This is a genomic window from Antiquaquibacter metalliresistens, assembly GCF_029211225.1.
In the GTDB taxonomy this organism is placed as follows: Bacteria; Actinomycetota; Actinomycetes; order Actinomycetales; family Microbacteriaceae; genus Rhodoglobus; species Rhodoglobus metalliresistens.
In genome coordinates, this window is record NZ_JARGEM010000006.1 from 31,836 (window position 1) to 50,023 (window position 18,188).

At 69.6% G+C, this 18,188-nt stretch carries 13 protein-coding genes; 7 read left to right on the forward strand and 6 right to left on the reverse strand.

The window, feature by feature from the left end; all coding sequences use genetic code 11:
• Nucleotides 1–103: 103 nt before the first annotated feature.
• Nucleotides 104–1,408 (forward strand): protein kinase, encoded by a 1,305-nt coding sequence (locus PYV02_RS11650; protein WP_275759206.1) that lies wholly within the window; start codon nt 104–106, stop codon nt 1,406–1,408.
• Here PYV02_RS11650 and sucB read toward each other — a convergent pair whose 3' ends face one another.
• The 3 genes from sucB to PYV02_RS11665 all read right to left on the reverse strand — a co-directional run bounded on the left by sucB (nt 1,409) and on the right by PYV02_RS11665 (nt 5,913).
• Nucleotides 1,409–2,872 carry a 2-oxoglutarate dehydrogenase, E2 component, dihydrolipoamide succinyltransferase gene (sucB, locus tag PYV02_RS11655; RefSeq protein WP_275759207.1) on the reverse strand — a complete coding sequence of 488 codons (1,464 nt, stop codon included), beginning with the start codon at nt 2,870–2,872 and terminating at the stop codon, nt 1,409–1,411.
• 45 nt (nt 2,873–2,917) lie between these two features.
• Nucleotides 2,918–4,291: a dihydrolipoyl dehydrogenase gene (gene lpdA / locus PYV02_RS11660; protein WP_275759208.1), complete on the reverse strand. Its 1,374-nt coding sequence runs from the start codon at nt 4,289–4,291 to the stop codon at nt 2,918–2,920.
• 137 nt (nt 4,292–4,428) lie between these two features.
• A complete protein-coding gene (locus PYV02_RS11665) occupies nt 4,429–5,913 on the reverse strand; it encodes a leucyl aminopeptidase (protein WP_275759209.1) in 1,485 nt (494 codons plus the stop codon).
• 92 nt (nt 5,914–6,005) lie between these two features.
• On the opposite strand from PYV02_RS11665, the gene PYV02_RS11670 reads away from it, so the two are divergent.
• The 4 genes from PYV02_RS11670 (at nt 6,006) to PYV02_RS11685 (ending at nt 10,530) form a co-directional block, all read left to right on the forward strand.
• Nucleotides 6,006–6,926: a proteasome assembly chaperone family protein gene (locus tag PYV02_RS11670; protein ID WP_275759210.1), complete on the forward strand. Its 921-nt coding sequence runs from the start codon at nt 6,006–6,008 to the stop codon at nt 6,924–6,926.
• A 21-nt stretch (nt 6,927–6,947) separates the two neighbouring features.
• On the forward strand, nt 6,948–8,264 hold the full coding sequence (locus PYV02_RS11675) for an MFS transporter (protein ID WP_275759211.1): 1,317 nt from the start codon (nt 6,948–6,950) through the stop codon (nt 8,262–8,264).
• A gap of 186 nt (nt 8,265–8,450) precedes the next feature.
• Nucleotides 8,451–9,824 (forward strand): RNA polymerase sigma factor, encoded by a 1,374-nt coding sequence (locus PYV02_RS11680; RefSeq protein WP_275759212.1) that lies wholly within the window; start codon nt 8,451–8,453, stop codon nt 9,822–9,824.
• 4 nt (nt 9,825–9,828) lie between these two features.
• Entirely contained in the window at nt 9,829–10,530 is a 702-nt protein-coding gene (locus PYV02_RS11685) for a coenzyme F420-0:L-glutamate ligase (protein ID WP_275759213.1), read from the forward strand.
• A 34-nt stretch (nt 10,531–10,564) separates the two neighbouring features.
• Here PYV02_RS11685 and PYV02_RS11690 read toward each other — a convergent pair whose 3' ends face one another.
• Entirely contained in the window at nt 10,565–11,584 is a 1,020-nt protein-coding gene (locus PYV02_RS11690; protein ID WP_275759214.1) for a sugar-transfer associated ATP-grasp domain-containing protein, read from the reverse strand.
• 8 nt (nt 11,585–11,592) lie between these two features.
• Entirely contained in the window at nt 11,593–11,820 is a 228-nt protein-coding gene (locus PYV02_RS11695; protein ID WP_275759215.1) for a DUF7455 domain-containing protein, read from the reverse strand.
• Between the two features lie 223 nt (nt 11,821–12,043).
• Between PYV02_RS11695 and PYV02_RS11700 the strand changes: the two genes are divergently transcribed.
• Both PYV02_RS11700 and PYV02_RS11705 read left to right on the forward strand, forming a co-directional pair.
• Nucleotides 12,044–14,122, forward strand: a complete 2,079-nt coding sequence (locus PYV02_RS11700) for a DNA gyrase/topoisomerase IV subunit B (RefSeq protein ID WP_275759216.1) — start codon at nt 12,044–12,046, stop codon at nt 14,120–14,122.
• 64 nt (nt 14,123–14,186) lie between these two features.
• Complete coding sequence (locus PYV02_RS11705; RefSeq protein ID WP_275759217.1) at nt 14,187–15,716, forward strand: carboxylesterase/lipase family protein; 1,530 nt, start codon at nt 14,187–14,189, stop codon at nt 15,714–15,716.
• A gap of 12 nt (nt 15,717–15,728) precedes the next feature.
• Here the strand turns inward: PYV02_RS11705 and PYV02_RS11710 are convergent, their stop codons facing one another.
• Entirely contained in the window at nt 15,729–18,179 is a 2,451-nt protein-coding gene (locus PYV02_RS11710; protein WP_275759218.1) for a DNA gyrase/topoisomerase IV subunit A, read from the reverse strand.
• Nucleotides 18,180–18,188 lie beyond the last annotated feature (9 nt).

Below are 18,188 nucleotides of genomic sequence, written 5' to 3' on the forward strand. Positions count from 1 at the left end.
GCGCATAGCCTAGCTCCTCGCTCCCAGCACGCGCGGGGTCGTCGCCGTCCACGGGTGTGCGGCGGGCCCACGGGTGCGCGCGGCCGGGCGACAGGGTGAGGGGATGGTGGTGGATTCGCTCGGGGGATACCGCGTCATCCGCAAGCTCGGCGACGGTGGCCGAGCCGAGGTGCTGCTCGGACACGCGGACGAGGCGTCGGAGCCGATGGTCGCGCTCAAGGCCTATCGACCGGGGGTTCCGGATGCCGCGGCGATGACCGAGGCGCAGGCGCTGCACCGCGGGGCGGGTGCGCACGTGATGCGACTGATCGACGTGGTGCCCGGTGCGGACGGGGCGCCGGTGCTGGTGCTCGAGCGCCTCCCCGGGGGCTCGCTGGAGCGCCTGTTGCAGCAGCGTGATCGGTTGCGGGCGGGGGAGGCGATCACGATCCTTGCGCCGATCGCGCAGGCGGTCGCCCGATTGCACGATGCGGGCGTGCTGCACGGCGGCATCGCCGAGCGCGCGGTGCTCTTCGATGGTGGCGGCGCGCCCGTGCTCGCGTGCTTCGGCCGGGCTCTGCTCGTGGAGCCCGGTCTCTCACAGGCCGCTCGCGAGGCCGACGCGGGTTTCGCCGCCGACCTGGCGCAGTTCGCCGCCGTCGCCCGCGCGGTGCTCGAGCGCACCGACGAGCCCGGCGCGCCCGCCCTGCTCGACTCGCCGGGCACACTGGCGTCCTTCGCGGGCCGCCTGTTCGAACTCGGCGAGCCGCTCCCGGTGCGATTCGACGCAGGCGGTGCGGAACCGAGGGCCGTGCCGGCGCGGCTCGTGCGGGCCGAGGGCGCGCCGGAGCCGCAGGCGACCGCTCCCGCGGCGCTGGCCGTACCGGACTGGATCGAGCGGATGCTCCCGGCGTCGGTCCCGGAGACCCTCGGTCGGCTGCGCTCCGCGCTCGCGACGGTGCGCCGCCCGGTCTGGATCGCCACCGCCGCCGTGGGTGTGGCGCTCATCGCGGCGCTCGTGCTCGTGCCCATGGGCGGAACGCCCGATGCCGCGCCGCGGGTGCCGGCCTCGTCGCCGACCGCGGAGTCCGCGGACACCGGACCGGTGACCGCCGACGACCCGGTCGCGGCGGCGATCGCGCTGCTCGCCACGCGCGAACGCTGCCTGCGCGACCTCTCGGTGCTGTGCCTGGATGCCGTCGGTCAGGCCGGATCCGCCGCCCTCGCCCAGGATCAGGAACTGGTCCGTCGGCTGCAGGACGGCGGCGAGCTTCCGGCGCTCCCGCAGCCGGACCCGGAGATCGTGACCATCGTGGAACGCCTCGGGGACTCGGCGATCGTCTCGCTCGGCCCGAACAGCGAACCGGCCTCGGTCCTTCTGATGAAGGGCGAGGCCGGTTGGCGGATCAGGGAGTACCTGTCCGGCTGATCAGATGCCGAGGTTGCCCTCGAAGTCCCCGCTCTCGAGGCGGTCCTTGACGGCCGTGAGGAAGCGGGCCGCGTCGGCACCGTCGACGATCCGGTGGTCGTAGCTGAGTGCCAGGTAGACCATGGAGCGGATCGCGATGGCGTCGCCGCCGGCGTCGCTGACCACGACCGGCTTCTTCGACACGATTCCGGTGCCGAGGATCGCGGACTGGGGCAGGAACACCACGGGCGTGTCGAACAGCGCGCCGCGCGATCCCGTGTTGGTGAGCGTGAACGTTCCGCCGGCGAGCTCGTCGGGCTTGAGCTTGTTCTCGCGGGTGCGCTCGGCGAGGTCGGCGATCTGCTTCGCGAGGCCGGCGAGGTCGAGGGTGCTCGCATCGCGGATCACCGGCGTGAGCAGGCCGCGCTCGGTGTCGACGGCGATGCTCAGGTTCTCGTGGGCGGGGTAGACGATGCTCTCGCCTTCGACCGTCGCGTTGATGATCGGGTAGGCCTTGAGCGCCTCGACCGCAGCGAGGGCGAAGAACGGCAGGAACGACAGCTTCACGCCCGTCTTGGCCTGGAAGTCCGCCTTCACCTGATCGCGCAGGTGCGCGACGAGCGTCACGTCCACCTCGACGACCGTGGTCAACTGCGCCGTGGACTGCATCGAGATGACCGCGCGCTCGGCGACCACCTTGCGCAGGCGTGACATCGGCACGGTGGTGCCGCGCAGCGGCGAGACCTCGAGCGGCTTCGCGGCTGCGGCGGCGGGAGCCGGTGCGGAACCAGAGGCCGTGGTCGCGGCACCCGCGGAGAGCACGTCCTGCTTGCGGATGCGTCCGCCGACGCCGGTGCCGGCGAGGGATGCCAGGTCCACACCGCGTTCGTGAGCGAGCTTGCGCACCAGAGGCGTGACGTAGCCGGCGTGCGACTCGGGGGAGACCCCGGCGGGCGCAGGTGCAGCAGGGGGTGCGGGTGTAGCAGCGGGTGCGGGTGTAGCAGCTGGTGCCGGCGCAGCAGCGGGGGCCGGCGCAGCGACGGGTGCTGGCGCGGCGACGGGCGCGGCTGCCGGCGCAGCCGGCGCGGCAGCTGCGGGGGGCGTGTCGACCGCCGGGGCCTGCGCGGGAGGCGCGGCGGCAGCGGGCTCGGCGGCGGGGGCGGCGGGGGCCGCGGGCTCGGGAGCCGGAGTCGGCTCGGGAGCCGCGACCGGCTCGGGCGCTGCGGGCGCTGCCGCGGCGGCTCCGGAGCCGTCACCGATGGTCACGAGCGCGGTGCCGACCTCGACGGTCTCGTCCTCCTGCACGAGAATCGCCTCGATGACGCCCGCGACGGGGGATGGGATCTCGGTGTCGACCTTGTCCGTCGATACCTCGAGCAGCGGCTCATCCACCTCCACCCGGTCGCCGACCTTCTTCAGCCAGCGGGTGACCGTTCCCTCGGTGACGCTCTCGCCGAGCGCCGGGAGGTTGACGGATTCGCTCATCAGTGATGCTCCTTTGTACCGTGCAGTTTCAAGTCTAGGTGAGGGTCAGATGCCGTGCAGGGGCTTGCCGGCGAGGGCGAGGAACGCCTCTCCGAGCGCCTCGTTCTGCGTCGGGTGAGCGTGGATGAGGGGGGCGATGTCCTCGGGGTACGCCTCCCAGTTGACCGCGAGCTGTGCCTCGCCGATCAGCTCGCCGACGCGAGCGCCGATCATGTGCACGCCGACCGTCGGGCCGTCCTTCACGCGAACGACCTTCACCGATCCGGAGGTGCCGATGATGTGGCTCTTGCCGTTGCCGGCGAGGTTGTAGTCGTAGGTTGCGATGGCATCCGCGCCGTACTTCTCGGCCGCCTTCGCCTCGGTGAGGCCGATGGAGGCGACCTCGGGGTCGCTGTAGGTGACCTTCGGGATGTTGACGTCCTCGATGACGATCGGGTTCAGGCCCGCGATCTCCTCGGCGACGAAGATGCCCTGCTGGAACCCGCGGTGGGCCAGCTGGAGTCCGGGAACGATGTCGCCGACGGCGTAGACACCTGGGATGTTGGTGGCGAGACGCTCGTTGGTGATGACGAAGCCGCGATCCATCGTGACCCCGACCTCCTCGAAGCCGAGTCCGGCGGTGGCCGGGCCGCGGCCCACGGCGACGAGCAGCAGCTCGCCCTCGAAGGTCTTGCCGTCTTCGAGCGTCACGACGACACCCTGGTCGTTCTGGGTCACGCCCTGGAAGCGCACGCCCAGGTTGAACTCGATGCCGCGCTTGCGGAAGGCGCGCTCGAACTGCTTGCTGATCGCCTCGTCCTCGTTGGGGACCAGGTGGGGGAGCGCCTCGATGATCGTGACCTCAGCACCCCAGCTCTTCCAGACGCTGGAGAACTCGACGCCGATCACGCCGCCGCCGAGCACGAGCACCTTCTTCGGCACGAAGTCGAGCGCGAGCGCCTGCTCCGAGGTGATGACGCGGCCGCCGATTTCAAGGCCCGGCAGCGAACGCGAGTACGAGCCGGTCGCGAGCACGACATTCTTGCCGACCACGGTGTCCGCACCGACTTGCACGGTGGTGGGCGAGATGAGCTTGCCCTCGCCCTCGATGGTCGTGATGCCGCGGGCCTTGATCAGGCCCTGCAGGCCCTTGTACTTGCTCGCCACGACCTCTTCGCGGTACGCGGTCACCGCGCCGATCTCGACGCCGCCGAACGTGGAGGTCACGCCGTACTTCGCGGACTCGCGGGTGACGTCGGCCACCTCGGCCGAGTGCAGCAGCGCCTTCGTGGGGATGCAGCCGACGTGCAGGCAGGTGCCGCCGACCTTGTTCTTCTCGATCAGCCCGACGGTCATGCCGAGCTGGCTCGCGCGGAGCGCCGCGGCGTAGCCACCACTTCCGCCGCCAAGAACTACAAGGTCAAAAGTGTGCTCAGCCAATTTCCCGGAAACTCCTCGTGTGAAGGACTCGTGCACCGGCACGCCAGGAGGGTGTGGTGGAGGCTGCCGGAGTGGGGCGGAAAAGACCCGCCTGAAGAACCCTACTACTCGGTGCGGTGCGCCGCTGAGCGCGCCCCTCAGCCTTCCGCGAACTCGCGGGCGAACTCGATCAGTGCGCGCACGGCCACTCCGGTCGGTCCCTTGCCGGTGAAGCCCCAGCCCGCTGCGCCGTTGTTCGCGGGGCCGGCGATGTCCAGGTGCGCCCAGGGGATCGGCGTGCCTTCTGGCGAATCGCCGACGAAGTCGCGCAGGAAGGCTGCGGCGATCAGCATGCCGCCGGCGGTGTTGCCCGGCTTCACGTTGGCGATGTCGGCGATGTCGGAGGCGAGCAGCGGACGCAGCTCGGGCCCTATCGGCATCGGCCACAGGGTCTCTCCGACCCGATCGCCCGCGGCGACGACCCGGCCGACGAGTTCCCGGTCGCCCATCGTGCCGACATAGCGCGTGCCGAGCGCGATGGATGCCGCCCCCGTCAGGGTTGCGACGTCGATGATCGCGTCCGGCTGCTCCTCGCTCGCGGCCACGAGCCCGTCCGCGAGCACGAGTCGTCCCTCCGCATCGGTGTTGAGCACCTCGACGGTCTTGCCGCCGCGGATGCGCAGCACGTCGTTCGGGCGGATGGCGGTGCCGGACGGGAGGTTCTCCGCGAGGCACAGCCACGCCGTGACCCGCAGCGGCAGCTTCAGCCGTGCCGCGGCGAGCACCACCGCGAGCACCGTCGCGGCACCGGTCATGTCGTACTTCATGCCGATCATGGATGCCGGCGGCTTGAGCGACAGTCCGCCCGAGTCGAACGTGATCCCCTTTCCGACGAGCGCGAGGTGACGCTCGGCGTGCTCGGGGGCGTAGGCGACCTTCACCAGTCGCGGCCCGCGCGTCGAGCCCTGGCCCACCCCGAGGATGCCGCCGAAGCCGCCGGCCTCGAGCTCGGGTTCGGCGAGCACCTCGACGCTGAGTCCGTCATGCTCGGCGAGGGCCGCCGCCTCGGCGGCGAAGGTCTCCGGGTAGAGATCGCTGGGCGGCGCGTTGACGAGGTCGCGCACGGTGTGCACGGCGGTCGCGATGGTCGTCGCCCGCTGCACCAGGGCATCCGAGCCGACTGGGGTCACCACGACGATGGTCGCCGCCGGGGGCTTCGCGGCCTCGAGCGAGGCGTTGCGGTAGGCCGTGTACCCATAGGCGCCGAGTGCGGCGCCCTCGAGCACCGCGAGCGCCTCCTCCTCGGTCGAGGCCGGGAGCGCGATGACGAGCGAGTCGATGCCACGCAGCTGGCGTGCAGCCGAGCCGGCGGCGTAACGCAGGTCGTCGACGGTGATCTCTCCGCCGCCGAGACCGACGAGCGCGATGCTCTCGGTCGCGCCGTATCCGCCCGGCAGACGCCGCACCTCGTCGTGCCCACCCGTCACGCCGATCGCCTCGAGGGCGAGCTGGAGCGGCTGCAGCGCGAGGTCGTCGCCCAGCAATTGCGGGCCATCATCCGTCTTGCGCACCCCGAGCACGAGCACGTCGCCCTCGATCTCGAGGGCGGGGCGGTCGGAGGTGGAAAGCGCGGGCACGGTCATCCGGCCATCGTATCCACCGTCCGTCGTGCTGTTCGCTGTGAGCGTGCGCCCGTGCCCGGCGCACATGCCGGGGCCCCGATTACCATGGAGCCATGCTCGATCCGACCGGTCTGTACGACATCTCGACCGAGGTCGTCGACGTGCCGTCCGGCCTGCATCTGGTCGCGGCTCTGACCGGATTCACGGATGCCGGCTCCGCCGTCACGCAGTTCAGCGAGTACCTGCTGTCCACCCTCGACCACCGCGTCGTGGCGGAGTTCGACAGCGACGCGCTGCTCGACTACCGCGCCCGCCGCCCCACCATCTACTTCGACCAGGATCACCTGAGCGAGTACCACCCGGCCAAGCTCAACCTGTACCTGATGCGCGATGAGCTCGACCAGCCGTTCCTGTTGCTGACCGGCTACGAGCCTGACTTCCAGTGGGAGCGCTTCACCGCGGCGGTGCTGCAGCTCGTGGATCGCTACCGGGTCAAGGACACCACCTGGGTGCACGCGATCCCCATGCCGGTGCCGCACACCCGCCCGATCGGCGTGACCGTCAGCGGCAACCGCACCGAGCTGATCGATGCGATGTCGGTATGGCGACCGCGCACGCAGGTGCCGGCCAACGCGCTGCACCTGCTCGAGTACCGGCTGCAGGAGCTGGGGCATCCGACGACCGGCTTCGTGCTGCTCATCCCGCACTATCTCGCCGAGACCGAGTACCCGGCCGCGGCCGTCACGGCGCTCGAGAGCGTGAGCGCGGCGACCGGGCTCATCTTCCCGACCGACCGGTTGCGCGAAGAGGGGCGCGAGTTCCTCGCGAAGATCGACGGGCAGGTCGAGGGCAACCAGGAGCTCGCTCGGCTCGTGGGCACCCTGGAGGAGCGGCACGACTCCTACATGCTGGAGAATCCCCTGCGCTCGCCGTTGACCGACGTCGACGGCGAACTGCCGAGCGCCGACGAGATCGCGGCCGAACTGCAGGACTTCCTGGCCAGTCGCAGCACCGAGGACGAGGACTCCGCATAGCGGCTCGCTAGCATTGGCGCAATGTCCTCGCGCCAATGGATCGTGCTCGTCGGGGGCATGCTCGCCTACGTCGTCGCGGTCTTCCAGCGCAGTTCGCTCGGGGTCGCCGCCGTCGAAGCGACGGATCGTTTCGGGGTCAACGCCGCCGCACTCTCGACGCTCGCCGTCGTGCAACTCATCGTCTACGCGGTCATGCAGGTGCCGTCGGGGGTGCTGCTCGACCGGTTCGGTCCGCGCGCGCTGCTGATCGGCGGCGCGCTCGTGATGGTGGCCGGGCAGGCCACCCTCGCGCTCGCTCCGTCGCTCGGCGTCGCCCTCGCGGGGCGCGTCCTGCTCGGGGCCGGGGATGCCGGCACGTTCATCGCCGTGCTCCGGCTGGTGAGTCTGTGGTTCGCCGCGCGACACGTTCCCGTGCTGTCGCAGGTGGTGGGATCGGTCGGCCAACTCGGTCAGGTGATCTCCGCCTTTCCGTTCTTCTTCCTGCTGCACCTGTGGGGGTGGACGCCCGCGTACCTCTCCGCCGCGGCGCTGTCCGTGCTCGCGGCCGCGGTGGTCGTCGCCACCGTGCGCGAACCTCCCCGGGCCGCGATCGCCCGGGCGACGTGGGCGGCATCGATCGCGGACGTGCGGCGCAGCTTCGCGCATCCGGGCACGCAGCTCGGATTCTGGGCGCACTTCGTCACCGCCGGGCCCGCGAACATGTTCGTGCTGCTCTGGGGATTCCCGTTCCTCTCCGTCGGGCTCGGCTACGGCCCGAGCCTCGCTGCCGGTCTGCTGACCCTGGTGGTGGTGACCGGTGCCGTCGCTGGGCCGGTCGTCGGCATCCTCACCGCCCGGTTTCCGCTGCGACGCAGCACGCTCGTGCTGTTCGCGGTGTCGGTGCTCGGTGCGGTCTGGGCCGCGGTGCTGGCCTGGCCGGGCGGCCCGCCGTTCTGGCTCGTGGTCGTCTTGATCGTCGTGCTCTCGACCGCGGGGAGCACCGCATTCGTCGGCATGGACTTCGCGCGCACCTTCAACCCGCCGACCTCCCACGGTTCGGTGACCGGCTTCGTGAACATGGGCGGGTTCAGCGCGACGCTCGTCATCATGCTGTTGGTCGGCATCGTGCTCGACGCGGTGGATCGCGCCCGCGGCGGATCCGGCGTGCCCGCCGAGTTGTACTCGCTCGCGTCGTTCCGCGTCGCGTTCCTCGCGCAGTTCCTGATCGCGGGCACCGGCGTGGCGATGCTCGTGCACGCACGCCGCAGGACGCGCCGCAGATTGCTCGCCGACGAGGGAATAGCGGTGTCCCCTCTGTGGGTTGCAATCATGGAGGCCTGGCGTCGACGGCGGCGATGACCGCGTGGCGGGGTCCCCGCGCAAAGCGTGCAATAATTGAGGCTTGAGACCCGGTCTGGTCCAGGGATCCGCGACACTCGATGCGAGCGTCACGGTGAGGACTTGACATGGGTCTTAGTACTGCCCGAAAGCGGCACGGCTGCGCACAACCAGCGCGCAGACCGACCAACAGGATGAGGTGCTCACATGGCAACCCGAACCAAGGCTGCTCCGGCCAAGGCTCCTGCCGCGTCGACGAAGGCGTCGACGCGTACGCAGGCCACGAAGGATGACGCTCCCGAGGTGGAGCCCAAGGTCGTGAAGGCCACGACGACCAAGGTCGCCGCAAAGGCGCCCGCGAAGGCATCGGCCGCCAAGAAGCCTGCCGCGAAGGCGGGCAAGGCCGGCGACCCGGCAATCGATGAGGACATCGTCGATGAGCCCGTGGAGATCGACGAGGACGACGTCGAAGACGTCGAGGTCGTCGCCGTGGTCGAGGTGGAGACCGAGGACGTCAAGGATGACGACACCGACGCCTCCGACGATGACGACGACGACGAGGAGAAGTCGACCGGCAAGGACGAGGCCCTGCCGACTGGCGCGCTCGTGCTGTCCCTCGTCGACGACGAGGACGAGGTCCCCGTCTACTCGAGCGCCATCACCGGAGCCACCGCCGACCCGGTGAAGGACTACCTCAAGCAGATCGGCAAGGTCGCGCTGCTCAACGCCGCCGAAGAGGTGGAGTTGGCGATGCGCATCGAGGCCGGCCTCTTTGCCGAGGACAAGCTCTCGCACATGTCCGCCAGCGAGCAGCGCTCGACCCTCGGGCGCGAGTTGCAGTGGGTGGCCAAGGATGGCCAGCGCGCCAAGAGCCACCTGCTCGGCGCGAACCTGCGTCTCGTCGTGTCGCTGGCCAAGCGCTATACCGGTCGCGGCATGCAGTTCCTGGATCTGATCCAGGAGGGCAACCTCGGCCTCATCCGCGCCGTCGAGAAGTTCGACTACACCAAGGGCTTCAAGTTCTCGACCTACGCCACGTGGTGGATCCGCCAGGCGATCACCCGGGCGATGGCGGACCAGGCCCGCACCATCCGCATCCCGGTGCACATGGTCGAGGTCATCAACAAGCTCGCGCGCGTGCAGCGCCAGATGCTGCAGGACCTGGGTCGCGAACCCACGCCCGAGGAGCTGAGCCGCGAGCTCGACATGACGCCCGAGAAGGTCATCGAGGTGCAGAAGTACGGCCGCGAGCCAATCTCGCTGCACACCCCCCTCGGTGAGGACGGCGACAGCGAGTTCGGCGACCTCATCGAGGACACCGAGGCGGTCGTTCCCGCGGATGCCGTGGGCTTCACGATGCTGCAGAAGCAGCTCGAGTCGCTCCTCGACTCGCTGTCCGAGCGGGAGGCCGGCGTCATCCGTATGCGCTTCGGTCTCGGCGATGGCATGCCCAAGACGCTCGACCAGATCGGCGACACGTTCGGTGTGACGCGCGAGCGCATCCGGCAGATCGAGTCGAAGACGATGGCCAAGCTGCGTCACCCGTCCCGGTCGCAGTCGCTGCGCGACTACCTCGAGTAGACCGGTGGCAGCCAAGGCCAACGAGGGCAAGTCCCTCGAGGTCACGGTCGACGGGGTCGCCTACCAGCGCATCCCGATCAAGACGCATGTCGTGCTCGCGGGAGAGAACCTCGCCGAGGTCGTCACCGGATACGCGGCCAAGCTGCTGGAGGACGGCGACACCCTGTTCGTGACCGAGAAGATCGTCGCGATCACGCAGGGCCGCGCCTTCCCCGTGGAGTCGATCGAGCCGCGCCGACTCGCCACCTTCCTCTCCCGTTACGTGACGAAGACCTCGCACGGCATCGGGCTCGGCATCCCGGAGACGATGGAGATGGCGCTGCGCGAATGCGGCACGCCACGCATCCTGTTCGCGGCGGCGGTCGCGGCGGTGACCAAGCTCTTCGGTCGTCGCGGCGATTTCTACCGGATTGCCGGCTCGAAGGCTCGCGCGATCGACGGCCCGACGAAGAACACCATCCCGCCCTACGACTCGCAGGTCGTGCTCGGCCCGGAGCGTCCGAACGAGGTCGCAGCCGAGTTGCGCACGGCGCTCGGCAAGGCCGTGGATGTCGCGATCGTGGACATCAACGACTTCGGCGGCAACATCCTCGGCTCCACGCTGGGTCGTGCGGCGGATGCCCGCCTCGCCGCGATCCTCAAGGACAACCCGCTGGGTCAGGATCGGCAGTCGACGCCGCTGGGGATCATCCGCGTCGCACGCTGACCGCGCGCCGATCTCGACTCGAGCGCAGCCGAGATCAGAATCCCGTGACCTCTTTGAACAGCGGTCGCAGTCCCGTGCGCACGCCCGAGACGCTCGGCTTGAGCTGGAAGACGCCCGAGTTGTAGTTGCCCTCGATCACGACGGGTCCGTCGGGCGTGACGGCGATGTCCCAGCCGACGTAGGGGATCTGGGGAACCTCGTGCCCGAGCTTGTCCACGAGGTCGAGCACCTGGTCGAACAGCGGCACCCGGAAGCCGACGATGGACACTCCGGTGATCGGGTGCACCGTGTGGATCGCCCCCGACTCCGCGGTGAAGGCGCCGTAGTGGGCCACGCCCTCCTCGTCGAGCATCGTGTACATGCCGCCCTGGCTGACGTTGTCGACACTCCCGCCGGCGCCGGCCTTGAGGGTCGCTCCGAGGATGCGCACGTCACCAGCGTCGGTGAGGTAGCTGATCATGCGCAACGAGTTCACGCTCGAGGGGTTCAGGCTCGCCATCACGGGATGCTGCACGATCACCTGCTCCACCAGGAACTGGCGTCGCTCGGTGAGCTCGGCGTGCAGCGCTGCGAAGTCGGTGATTGCGGCGCCGGAACGCTTCTCGATGCCGTAGCCGCCGAGGCTGTCGGGCACCTTCGCCATGAAGTCGCCGTGCTTGCGCACGAACGCCCCGAGTTCATCGGGGGTCGCGTCACGGATGTCGAGCCAATCGCGACCGAGGTACTTGCCGAAGCGCACGTTGAACTTCGACTTGTCCCGGAACAGGGGCCGGTACTCGGCCTGGTTGACCTTCAGCACGAGCCGGTCGGACTTGGGATGCGTCATGTACGTGCGCCGCTCGGCGCGCGTGAGCAGGTGGAAATCCCAGTCCGCGTAGTCCTGGAACGCCACCTCATGGAAGGCGGCACCCCACAGCATGTCGAGCACGATGAGCGGCCGCGGCATCCACGTCTGCTTGCTGGCGCGCGTGGCGATCTCCCAGACGGCCTTGCGATCGAAAGCCCTCGCGCGGTCGACGAGATACCGCAGGCGTCGGCCGACGCCGAGTCCCACCGAGGTCGTTACTTCGTGGGCTCGAGGAGTCGCGAGGACTCGTCGTGCCAGGCGAGCGCGGTCGGGAAGAGCTTGTCCTTGAACTTGGCACCGTGGTGCGCGCAGAACAGCAGGTCGCCGCTGGCCAGGGTCACCTTGATGTAGGCCTGGGCGCCGCAGGAGTCGCAGCGGTCGAGGGCGGTGAGGACGTAGTCCAGCTCGTCGACGGCGCTGTTCTCGGTGGCGATCTGAGACATGTGCTGCTCCTTCGGGCTGGATGATGAACCTGCGTGATCACAATCCTTCCACGCCTCTGTTACAGACGCGGGTCAATTACCGGGTATTTCGCTGTGCGCGTAGCCGCTGCGGCCCCGTGATCGGCCGGAGCGGCCCGGCGCGGGTGTCGGTGCGAGGCAACAGGCTCGGGTGAGCCTACTGTTGAACCGGCTTGTGCCATGCACGACAAGGAGTGGACCCGAATTGAGCGCCGACTACAACGCCCGTCATCTCTCGGTGCTGGAGGGCCTCGAGGCGGTGCGCAAGCGCCCCGGGATGTACATCGGGTCGAACGACTCTCGCGGTCTCATGCACTGCCTCTGGGAGATCATCGACAACTCGGTGGACGAGGCGCTCGGCGGCCACGGATCGAGCATCGACGTGGTGCTGCACGCCGACGAGAGCGTCGAGGTGCGAGACACGGCGCGCGGCATCCCCGTGGACATCGAGCCGAAGACGGGCTTGTCGGGCGTCGAGGTCGTGTTCACGAAGCTGCATGCCGGCGGCAAGTTCGGCAGTGGTTCCTATGCGGCCTCGGGCGGTCTGCACGGCGTCGGTGCCTCGGTCGTCAACGCGCTCTCCGAGCGGCTGGACGTCGAGGTCGACCGCGACGGCAAGACCTGGGCGATGTCGTTCCATCGCGGCGAGCCCGGCGTGTTCGACGACCGCGGCGGGCAGAAGACGCCGGATGCCCCGTTCACCCCCTTCACCTCCGGCAGTGAACTGCGGGTCGTCGGCAAGGTTGCGAAGAACGTCACCGGCACGCGCATCCGCTATTGGGCCGACCGACAGATCTTCGCGAAGGGCGCGAGCTTCCAGACCGAGGAGCTGCTCGATCGGCTGCGGCAGACGGCGTTCCTGGTGCCCGACCTCAGGCTCGAGCTCGAGGACCACCGCGGCGAGACGCCGTTGCACGAGACCTTCCACTTCGCCGGCGGCATCGGCGAGTTCGTCGAGCACCTGGCTCCGGATGCCCCGATCACCGACACCTGGCGCATGGTCGGCACCGGCACCTTCACCGAGACCGTGCCCGTGTTGCAGGACAACGGACACATGGTCGCCACCGAGCTGCAGCGCGAGTGCGCGGTCGACATCGCGCTGCGCTGGGGCACCGGCTACGACACGGTGTTCAAGAGCTTCGTCAACATCATCGCCACCCCGAAGGGCGGCACGCACCAGGCCGGCTTCGAGCAGGGCATGCTCAAGTTCCTGCGGGCCGAGGTGGAGAAGAACGCGCGCCGGCTGAAGGCGGGCAACGACAAGCTCGAGAAGGACGACATCCTCGCTGGCCTCACCGCGGTGCTCACGGTGCGTCTGCCGGAGCCGCAGTTCGAGGGCCAGACCAAGGAGATCCTCGGCACCCCCGCGGTGCGTGCGATCGTCGCGAACGTCGTCGCCAAGTCGATGGCGGAGAAGTACGCCTCGTCGAAGCGCGACGACAAGGCGCAGGCCGCGCTCGTGCTCGACAAGGTCGTCGCCGAGATGAAGTCGCGCATCTCGGCGCGCGCCCACAAGGAGACCCAGCGTCGCAAGAACGCGCTCGAGAGCTCGTCGTTGCCGGCGAAGCTCGTGGACTGCCGATCGAACGACGTCGCCAACAGCGAGCTGTTCATCGTCGAGGGCGACTCCGCGCTGGGCACCGCCAAGCTCGGCCGCGACAGCGAGTACCAGGCGCTGCTGCCGATCCGCGGCAAGATCCTCAACGTACAGAAGGCGTCGGTGAGCGACATGCTCTCGAACGCCGAGTGCGCGTCGATCATCCAGGTGATCGGGGCCGGCTCCGGCCGCAGCTTCGATCTCGAGGCCGCCCGCTACGGCAAGGTCATCATCATGGCGGACGCGGATGTCGACGGTGCGCACATCCGCACGCTGCTGCTGACCCTCTTCTTCCGCTACATGCCGGAGATGATCCGGGACGGACGCGTCTATGCTGCGGTGCCGCCGTTGCACCGCGTGATCGTGATGAACCCTGGCTCGAAGCCGAACGACACGATCTACACCTACTCCGAGGCCGAGCTCAACGCGGTGCTCGCCGGCCTCAAGAAGTCCGGCAAGAAGTACCAGGACCCGATCCAGCGCTACAAGGGGCTCGGCGAGATGGATGCCGATCAGCTGGCCTCCACCACGATGGACCGGCGCCACCGCACGCTGCGCCGGGTCAACATCGGGGATGCCGAGGCCGCCACCAAGGTCTTCGAACTGCTCATGGGCAACGACGTCGCCCCGCGCAAGGAGTTCATCGTCGCCGGCGACGGACTCAACCGCTCCCGCATCGACGTCTGAGCGCCGCACGCACCGCCCGTTCGTCGCGCACCGCCCGTTCACCTCGGGGCGATAGCGTGCCGCCATGACCGGGTCGCTCGAGTTCGAGGTGACCGGCGGTGCGGTGCGCGGCACCGTGCGGCGCGGGCTTCGCATGTGGCGCGGCATCCCGTACGCCGCACCGCCCACCGGCGAGCGACGGTTCAGGGCACCGGCCGCGGTAGTGCCCTGGCGGGGGACCCGGGACGCCGCGGAGTTCGGTCCCATCGCCCCCCAGGACCGCGACGGGCAGTTCCGGGTGCGCACCAGCGCCCCGATGTCCGAGGACTGCCTGACCCTCAATGTGATCGCGCCCGAGGGACCCGTCACGGCGGCGCCGGTCATGGTGTTCCTGCACGGCGGCGCGTACTCGGTGGGCTCGGCTCGCGAGATCCGCAGGCAGGGCGAGGGACTGGTGCGGGAGGGCGGGGTGGTCTTCGTCAACCTCAACTACCGCCTCGGCGCGCTGGGCTGGCTCGACCTGTCGAGCTTCTCGACCCCGGAGCATCCGATCGAGTCCAATCTCGGGCTGCGCGATCAGATCGCGGCCCTGGCGTGGGTGCGGGACAACATCGCGGCGTTCGGCGGGGATCCGGCCCGCGTCACGCTGTTCGGCGAGTCGGCGGGCGGTAACGCCGTCACGACGCTGATGACGGTGCCGTCCGCGCGCGGTCTCTTCGCGCGGGCCATCGCGCAGAGCGCACCACCGAACGCGATCTATCCGCCGGAGGTGACGGCGGTCTGGGCCGGCGAGTTCATGGAGTTGCTGAGCGGCCGAGTGGACGACCTGGCCGTCGAGAGCACGAGCCACGAGGATGCCGCGACGCTGCTCATGACGGCGAGCACGGGCGCGCTGGTGCGCACCACCACGGAACTGCAGCTGCTGATGCCTGACCGCTTTCCGGGCACGGTCGCGCTGTGCCCGGTGATCGACGGAGCGCTCGTGCCGGAACGACCGCTCGACGCGTTCAAGGCGGGTCGGGCGCATCCGGTTCCCCTGATCATCGGCACCAACGATCGCGAGGGTTCGCTCTTCCGCGGGCGACTGGACATCCTCGCGACCACGCCGCCGCGCATCCGCGCGATCTTCGCCCGCACGCCCAAGCGCTCGCGACGCGCGCTCAAGGCCCAATACCCGGGCCTGCCGGCCAGACGGCCGGCCGCGGACTTCGGCGGCGACTTCGCGTTCTGGTACCCGAGCGTGAAGGTCGCCGAGCGGCACGCTCGATTCGCTCCCGTGCACATGTATCGCTTCGACATCGCGCCGCGGCTGCTACGCCTGGCCGGCCTGGATGCGACGCACGGTCTCGAACTGTTCGCGCTGTTCGACCGGATGAACGGACTGTTCGGCCGTGGCATCGGCGCGCTCGGCGGGCGGCGGGCCTTCAAGCGCGCAGGGTCACGGATGCAGCGGCACTGGCTGCGATTCGCGTGGGGGGATCCGCTCGCGCCCGAGTGGCCCCGGTACACGCGCCGTCGTCGTCGCACCCTGGTCTTCGACCGGGCGGATCGCATCGAGAAGGACCCGCGCTCCGAGCGGCGTCTGGCCTGGCAGGACTTCGTGCCGCACGTGTGACGCCGGCCGCGATCAGACCGATTCGCCGATCGAACCGATGACCGCGTCGAGAGGGGTGCCCGAGGCATCCCGCTTGGCGCCGCCGTCCGGCAGCGTGCGCGCCGCGCCGTCCGTGCCGACCGCCAGCGCGGGCGCCGGACCGACCCAGGCGAGACCGAGCACATCCTCGCCCTTGAGGAAGGAGTGCGCCCGCACGCCGCCCGTCGCGCGCCCCTTGCCGGGGAACTCGGAGAGCGACGACACCTTGGCCCGTCCGGGATCGGCGCCGGCGATCGTGGCCACCGAGGTGGAAAGCGTCGCAACGACGTTGTCGACGCCGGGGTCGACGGAGCCGAAGAACATCACGCTCGCCTTGGCGCCCAGGTTGATGCCCGCCATGCCGCCCGCGGCCGGCCCCTGCGGCCGCACCGCCGACGCGGCGAAGTGCAGCAGCTGAGCATCCGAGGTGACGAAGACGAGTTCCTCGGCGTCGCCGCCCTGGGTGACGCCGACCACCTCGTCGCCCGGCTTGAGCGCGATGATCTCGAAGTCGGGCTTGGCGGGCCAGCCGCCCATGGCGACGCGCTTGACGACGCCCTGGCGGGTGCCGAGCGCGATGGGCTCGCCGTCGAGCGTGACGAAGCCGAGCACCCTCTCCTTGCCGCCGATCGCGAGGTAGTCGTTGATCTTGGCCCCCGCGGCGAGCTGGATCGAGTTCGCAGGCACGCTCGGCAGGTCAACGGCCGTGAAGCGGATCAGGCGACCGGTGTTCGTCACGGCGCCGATCTCGGTGCGGCTCGTGGTCGTCACGCGGGAACGGATGGCGTCGTGCTTGCTGCGCCGACGTTGCGCCGACGGCGTGGAATCCTCGGTGACATCCACCCGGATTGCGCGCCCCGTGGTCGAGAGCAGCACCTCGCACGGCGCGTCCGCGATCTCGAGCACCGGCGCCGCTTTGCGCGCGGCGGCCGAGGTCGCCACCGACGGGCGGGCCTGCGTGAGCAGGGTGCGACGCGGCGTGCCGAACTGCTCGGCGACCTGCTCGAGCTCATCGGAGACGAGCTGGCGGATGCGGGCCGGGTCGGCGAGCACACCCTCGAGATAGGCGATCTCGGCGCGCAGCTTGTCGGCTTCGGCCTCGAGCTCGATGCGGCTGAACTTGGTGAGCCGCCGCAGGCGCAGTTCGAGGATGTACTCGGCCTGCAGGTCGCTGAGCTCGAACACGTCCATGAGTCGGGTGCGCGCCTGGTCGCTGTCGTCGCTCGTGCGGATCACCTGGATGACCTCGTCGATGTCGAGGATCGCGATGAGCAGCCCCTCCACGAGGTGCAGCCGCTCGCGGCGCCTGGCGAGCCGGAACTCGCTGCGTCGCCGCACGACCGACAGGCGGTGGTCCAGGTAGACCTGCAGCAGCTCCTTCAGCCCCAGCGTTCGGGGCCCGCCGTCGACGAGGGCGACGTTGTTGATGGAGAAGGACTCCTCGAGCGGCGTGAGCCGGTAGAGCTGCTCGAGCACGGCATCCGGGCTGAAGCCGGTCTTGATGCCGATCACCAGGCGCAAGCCGTGCTTGCGGTCGGTGAGGTCGGTGACATCGGAGATGCCGCTGATCTTCTTGGCGTTCACGCCGTCTTTGATCTTCTCGATCACACGCTCGGTGCCCACGAGATACGGCAGCTCGGTGACGACGAGGCCGGTCTTGCGTGCCGTGATCGACTCGACGGAGACGCGGGCTCGGGTCTTGAACGCGCCGCGGCCGTTCGTGTACGCGTCCTTGATGCCGTCGAGGCCGATGATCGTGCCGCCGGTGGGCAGGTCGGGCCCGGGCACGAACGACATCAGGTCGTCGAGGCTCGCATCCGGATGATCGAGCAGATGCCGCGCGGCACCGACGACCTCGATCAGGTTGTGCGGGGCCATGTTCGTGGCCATGCCGACCGCGATGCCGCTCGCCCCGTTGACGAGCAGGTTGGGGAACGCCGCCGGCAGCACCTCCGGTTGCATGAAGGAGTTGTCGTAGTTGGGCACGAAGTTCACGACGTCCTCATCGAGGTCGTCGGTCATCGCCAGTGCCGCGGCCTGCAGTCGCGTCTCGGTGTATCGCGGTGCCGCCGGTCCGTCGTCGAGCGTGCCGAAGTTGCCGTGCCCGTCGATGAGCGGCACCCGCAGCACGAAGTCCTGGGTCAGGCGCACCATCGCGTCGTAGATCGAGGCGTCGCCGTGCGGGTGCAGCTTGCCCATCACGTCACCGACGACGCGCGACGACTTCACGTGCCCGCGATCCGGTCGCAGCCCCATCTCGCGCATCTGGAACAGGATGCGGCGCTGCACGGGCTTCAGCCCGTCGCGCGCGTCGGGCAGGGCCCTCGCATAGATGACGGAGTATGCGTACTCGAGGAACGATCCCTCCATCTCGGTGGCGAGATCGATGTCCTCGATGCGTTCGCCGGCGGGGGAGGGCGCGGTCGGGTTGTCAGGGGTAGCCATAAGATCGAG

Coding starts and splice junctions, on each gene's coding strand:
- PYV02_RS11650 (WP_275759206.1), top strand. CDS start 104: ATGGTGGTGGATTCGCTCGGGGGATACCGCGTCATCCGCAAGCTCGGC.
- sucB (WP_275759207.1), bottom strand. CDS start 2,872: ATGAGCGAATCCGTCAACCTCCCGGCGCTCGGCGAGAGCGTCACCGAG.
- PYV02_RS11665 (WP_275759209.1), bottom strand. CDS start 5,913: ATGACCGTGCCCGCGCTTTCCACCTCCGACCGCCCCGCCCTCGAGATC.
- PYV02_RS11670 (WP_275759210.1), top strand. CDS start 6,006: ATGCTCGATCCGACCGGTCTGTACGACATCTCGACCGAGGTCGTCGAC.
- PYV02_RS11675 (WP_275759211.1), top strand. CDS start 6,948: ATGTCCTCGCGCCAATGGATCGTGCTCGTCGGGGGCATGCTCGCCTAC.
- PYV02_RS11680 (WP_275759212.1), top strand. CDS start 8,451: ATGGCAACCCGAACCAAGGCTGCTCCGGCCAAGGCTCCTGCCGCGTCG.
- PYV02_RS11695 (WP_275759215.1), bottom strand. CDS start 11,820: ATGTCTCAGATCGCCACCGAGAACAGCGCCGTCGACGAGCTGGACTAC.
- PYV02_RS11705 (WP_275759217.1), top strand. CDS start 14,187: ATGACCGGGTCGCTCGAGTTCGAGGTGACCGGCGGTGCGGTGCGCGGC.
- PYV02_RS11710 (WP_275759218.1), bottom strand. CDS start 18,179: ATGGCTACCCCTGACAACCCGACCGCGCCCTCCCCCGCCGGCGAACGC.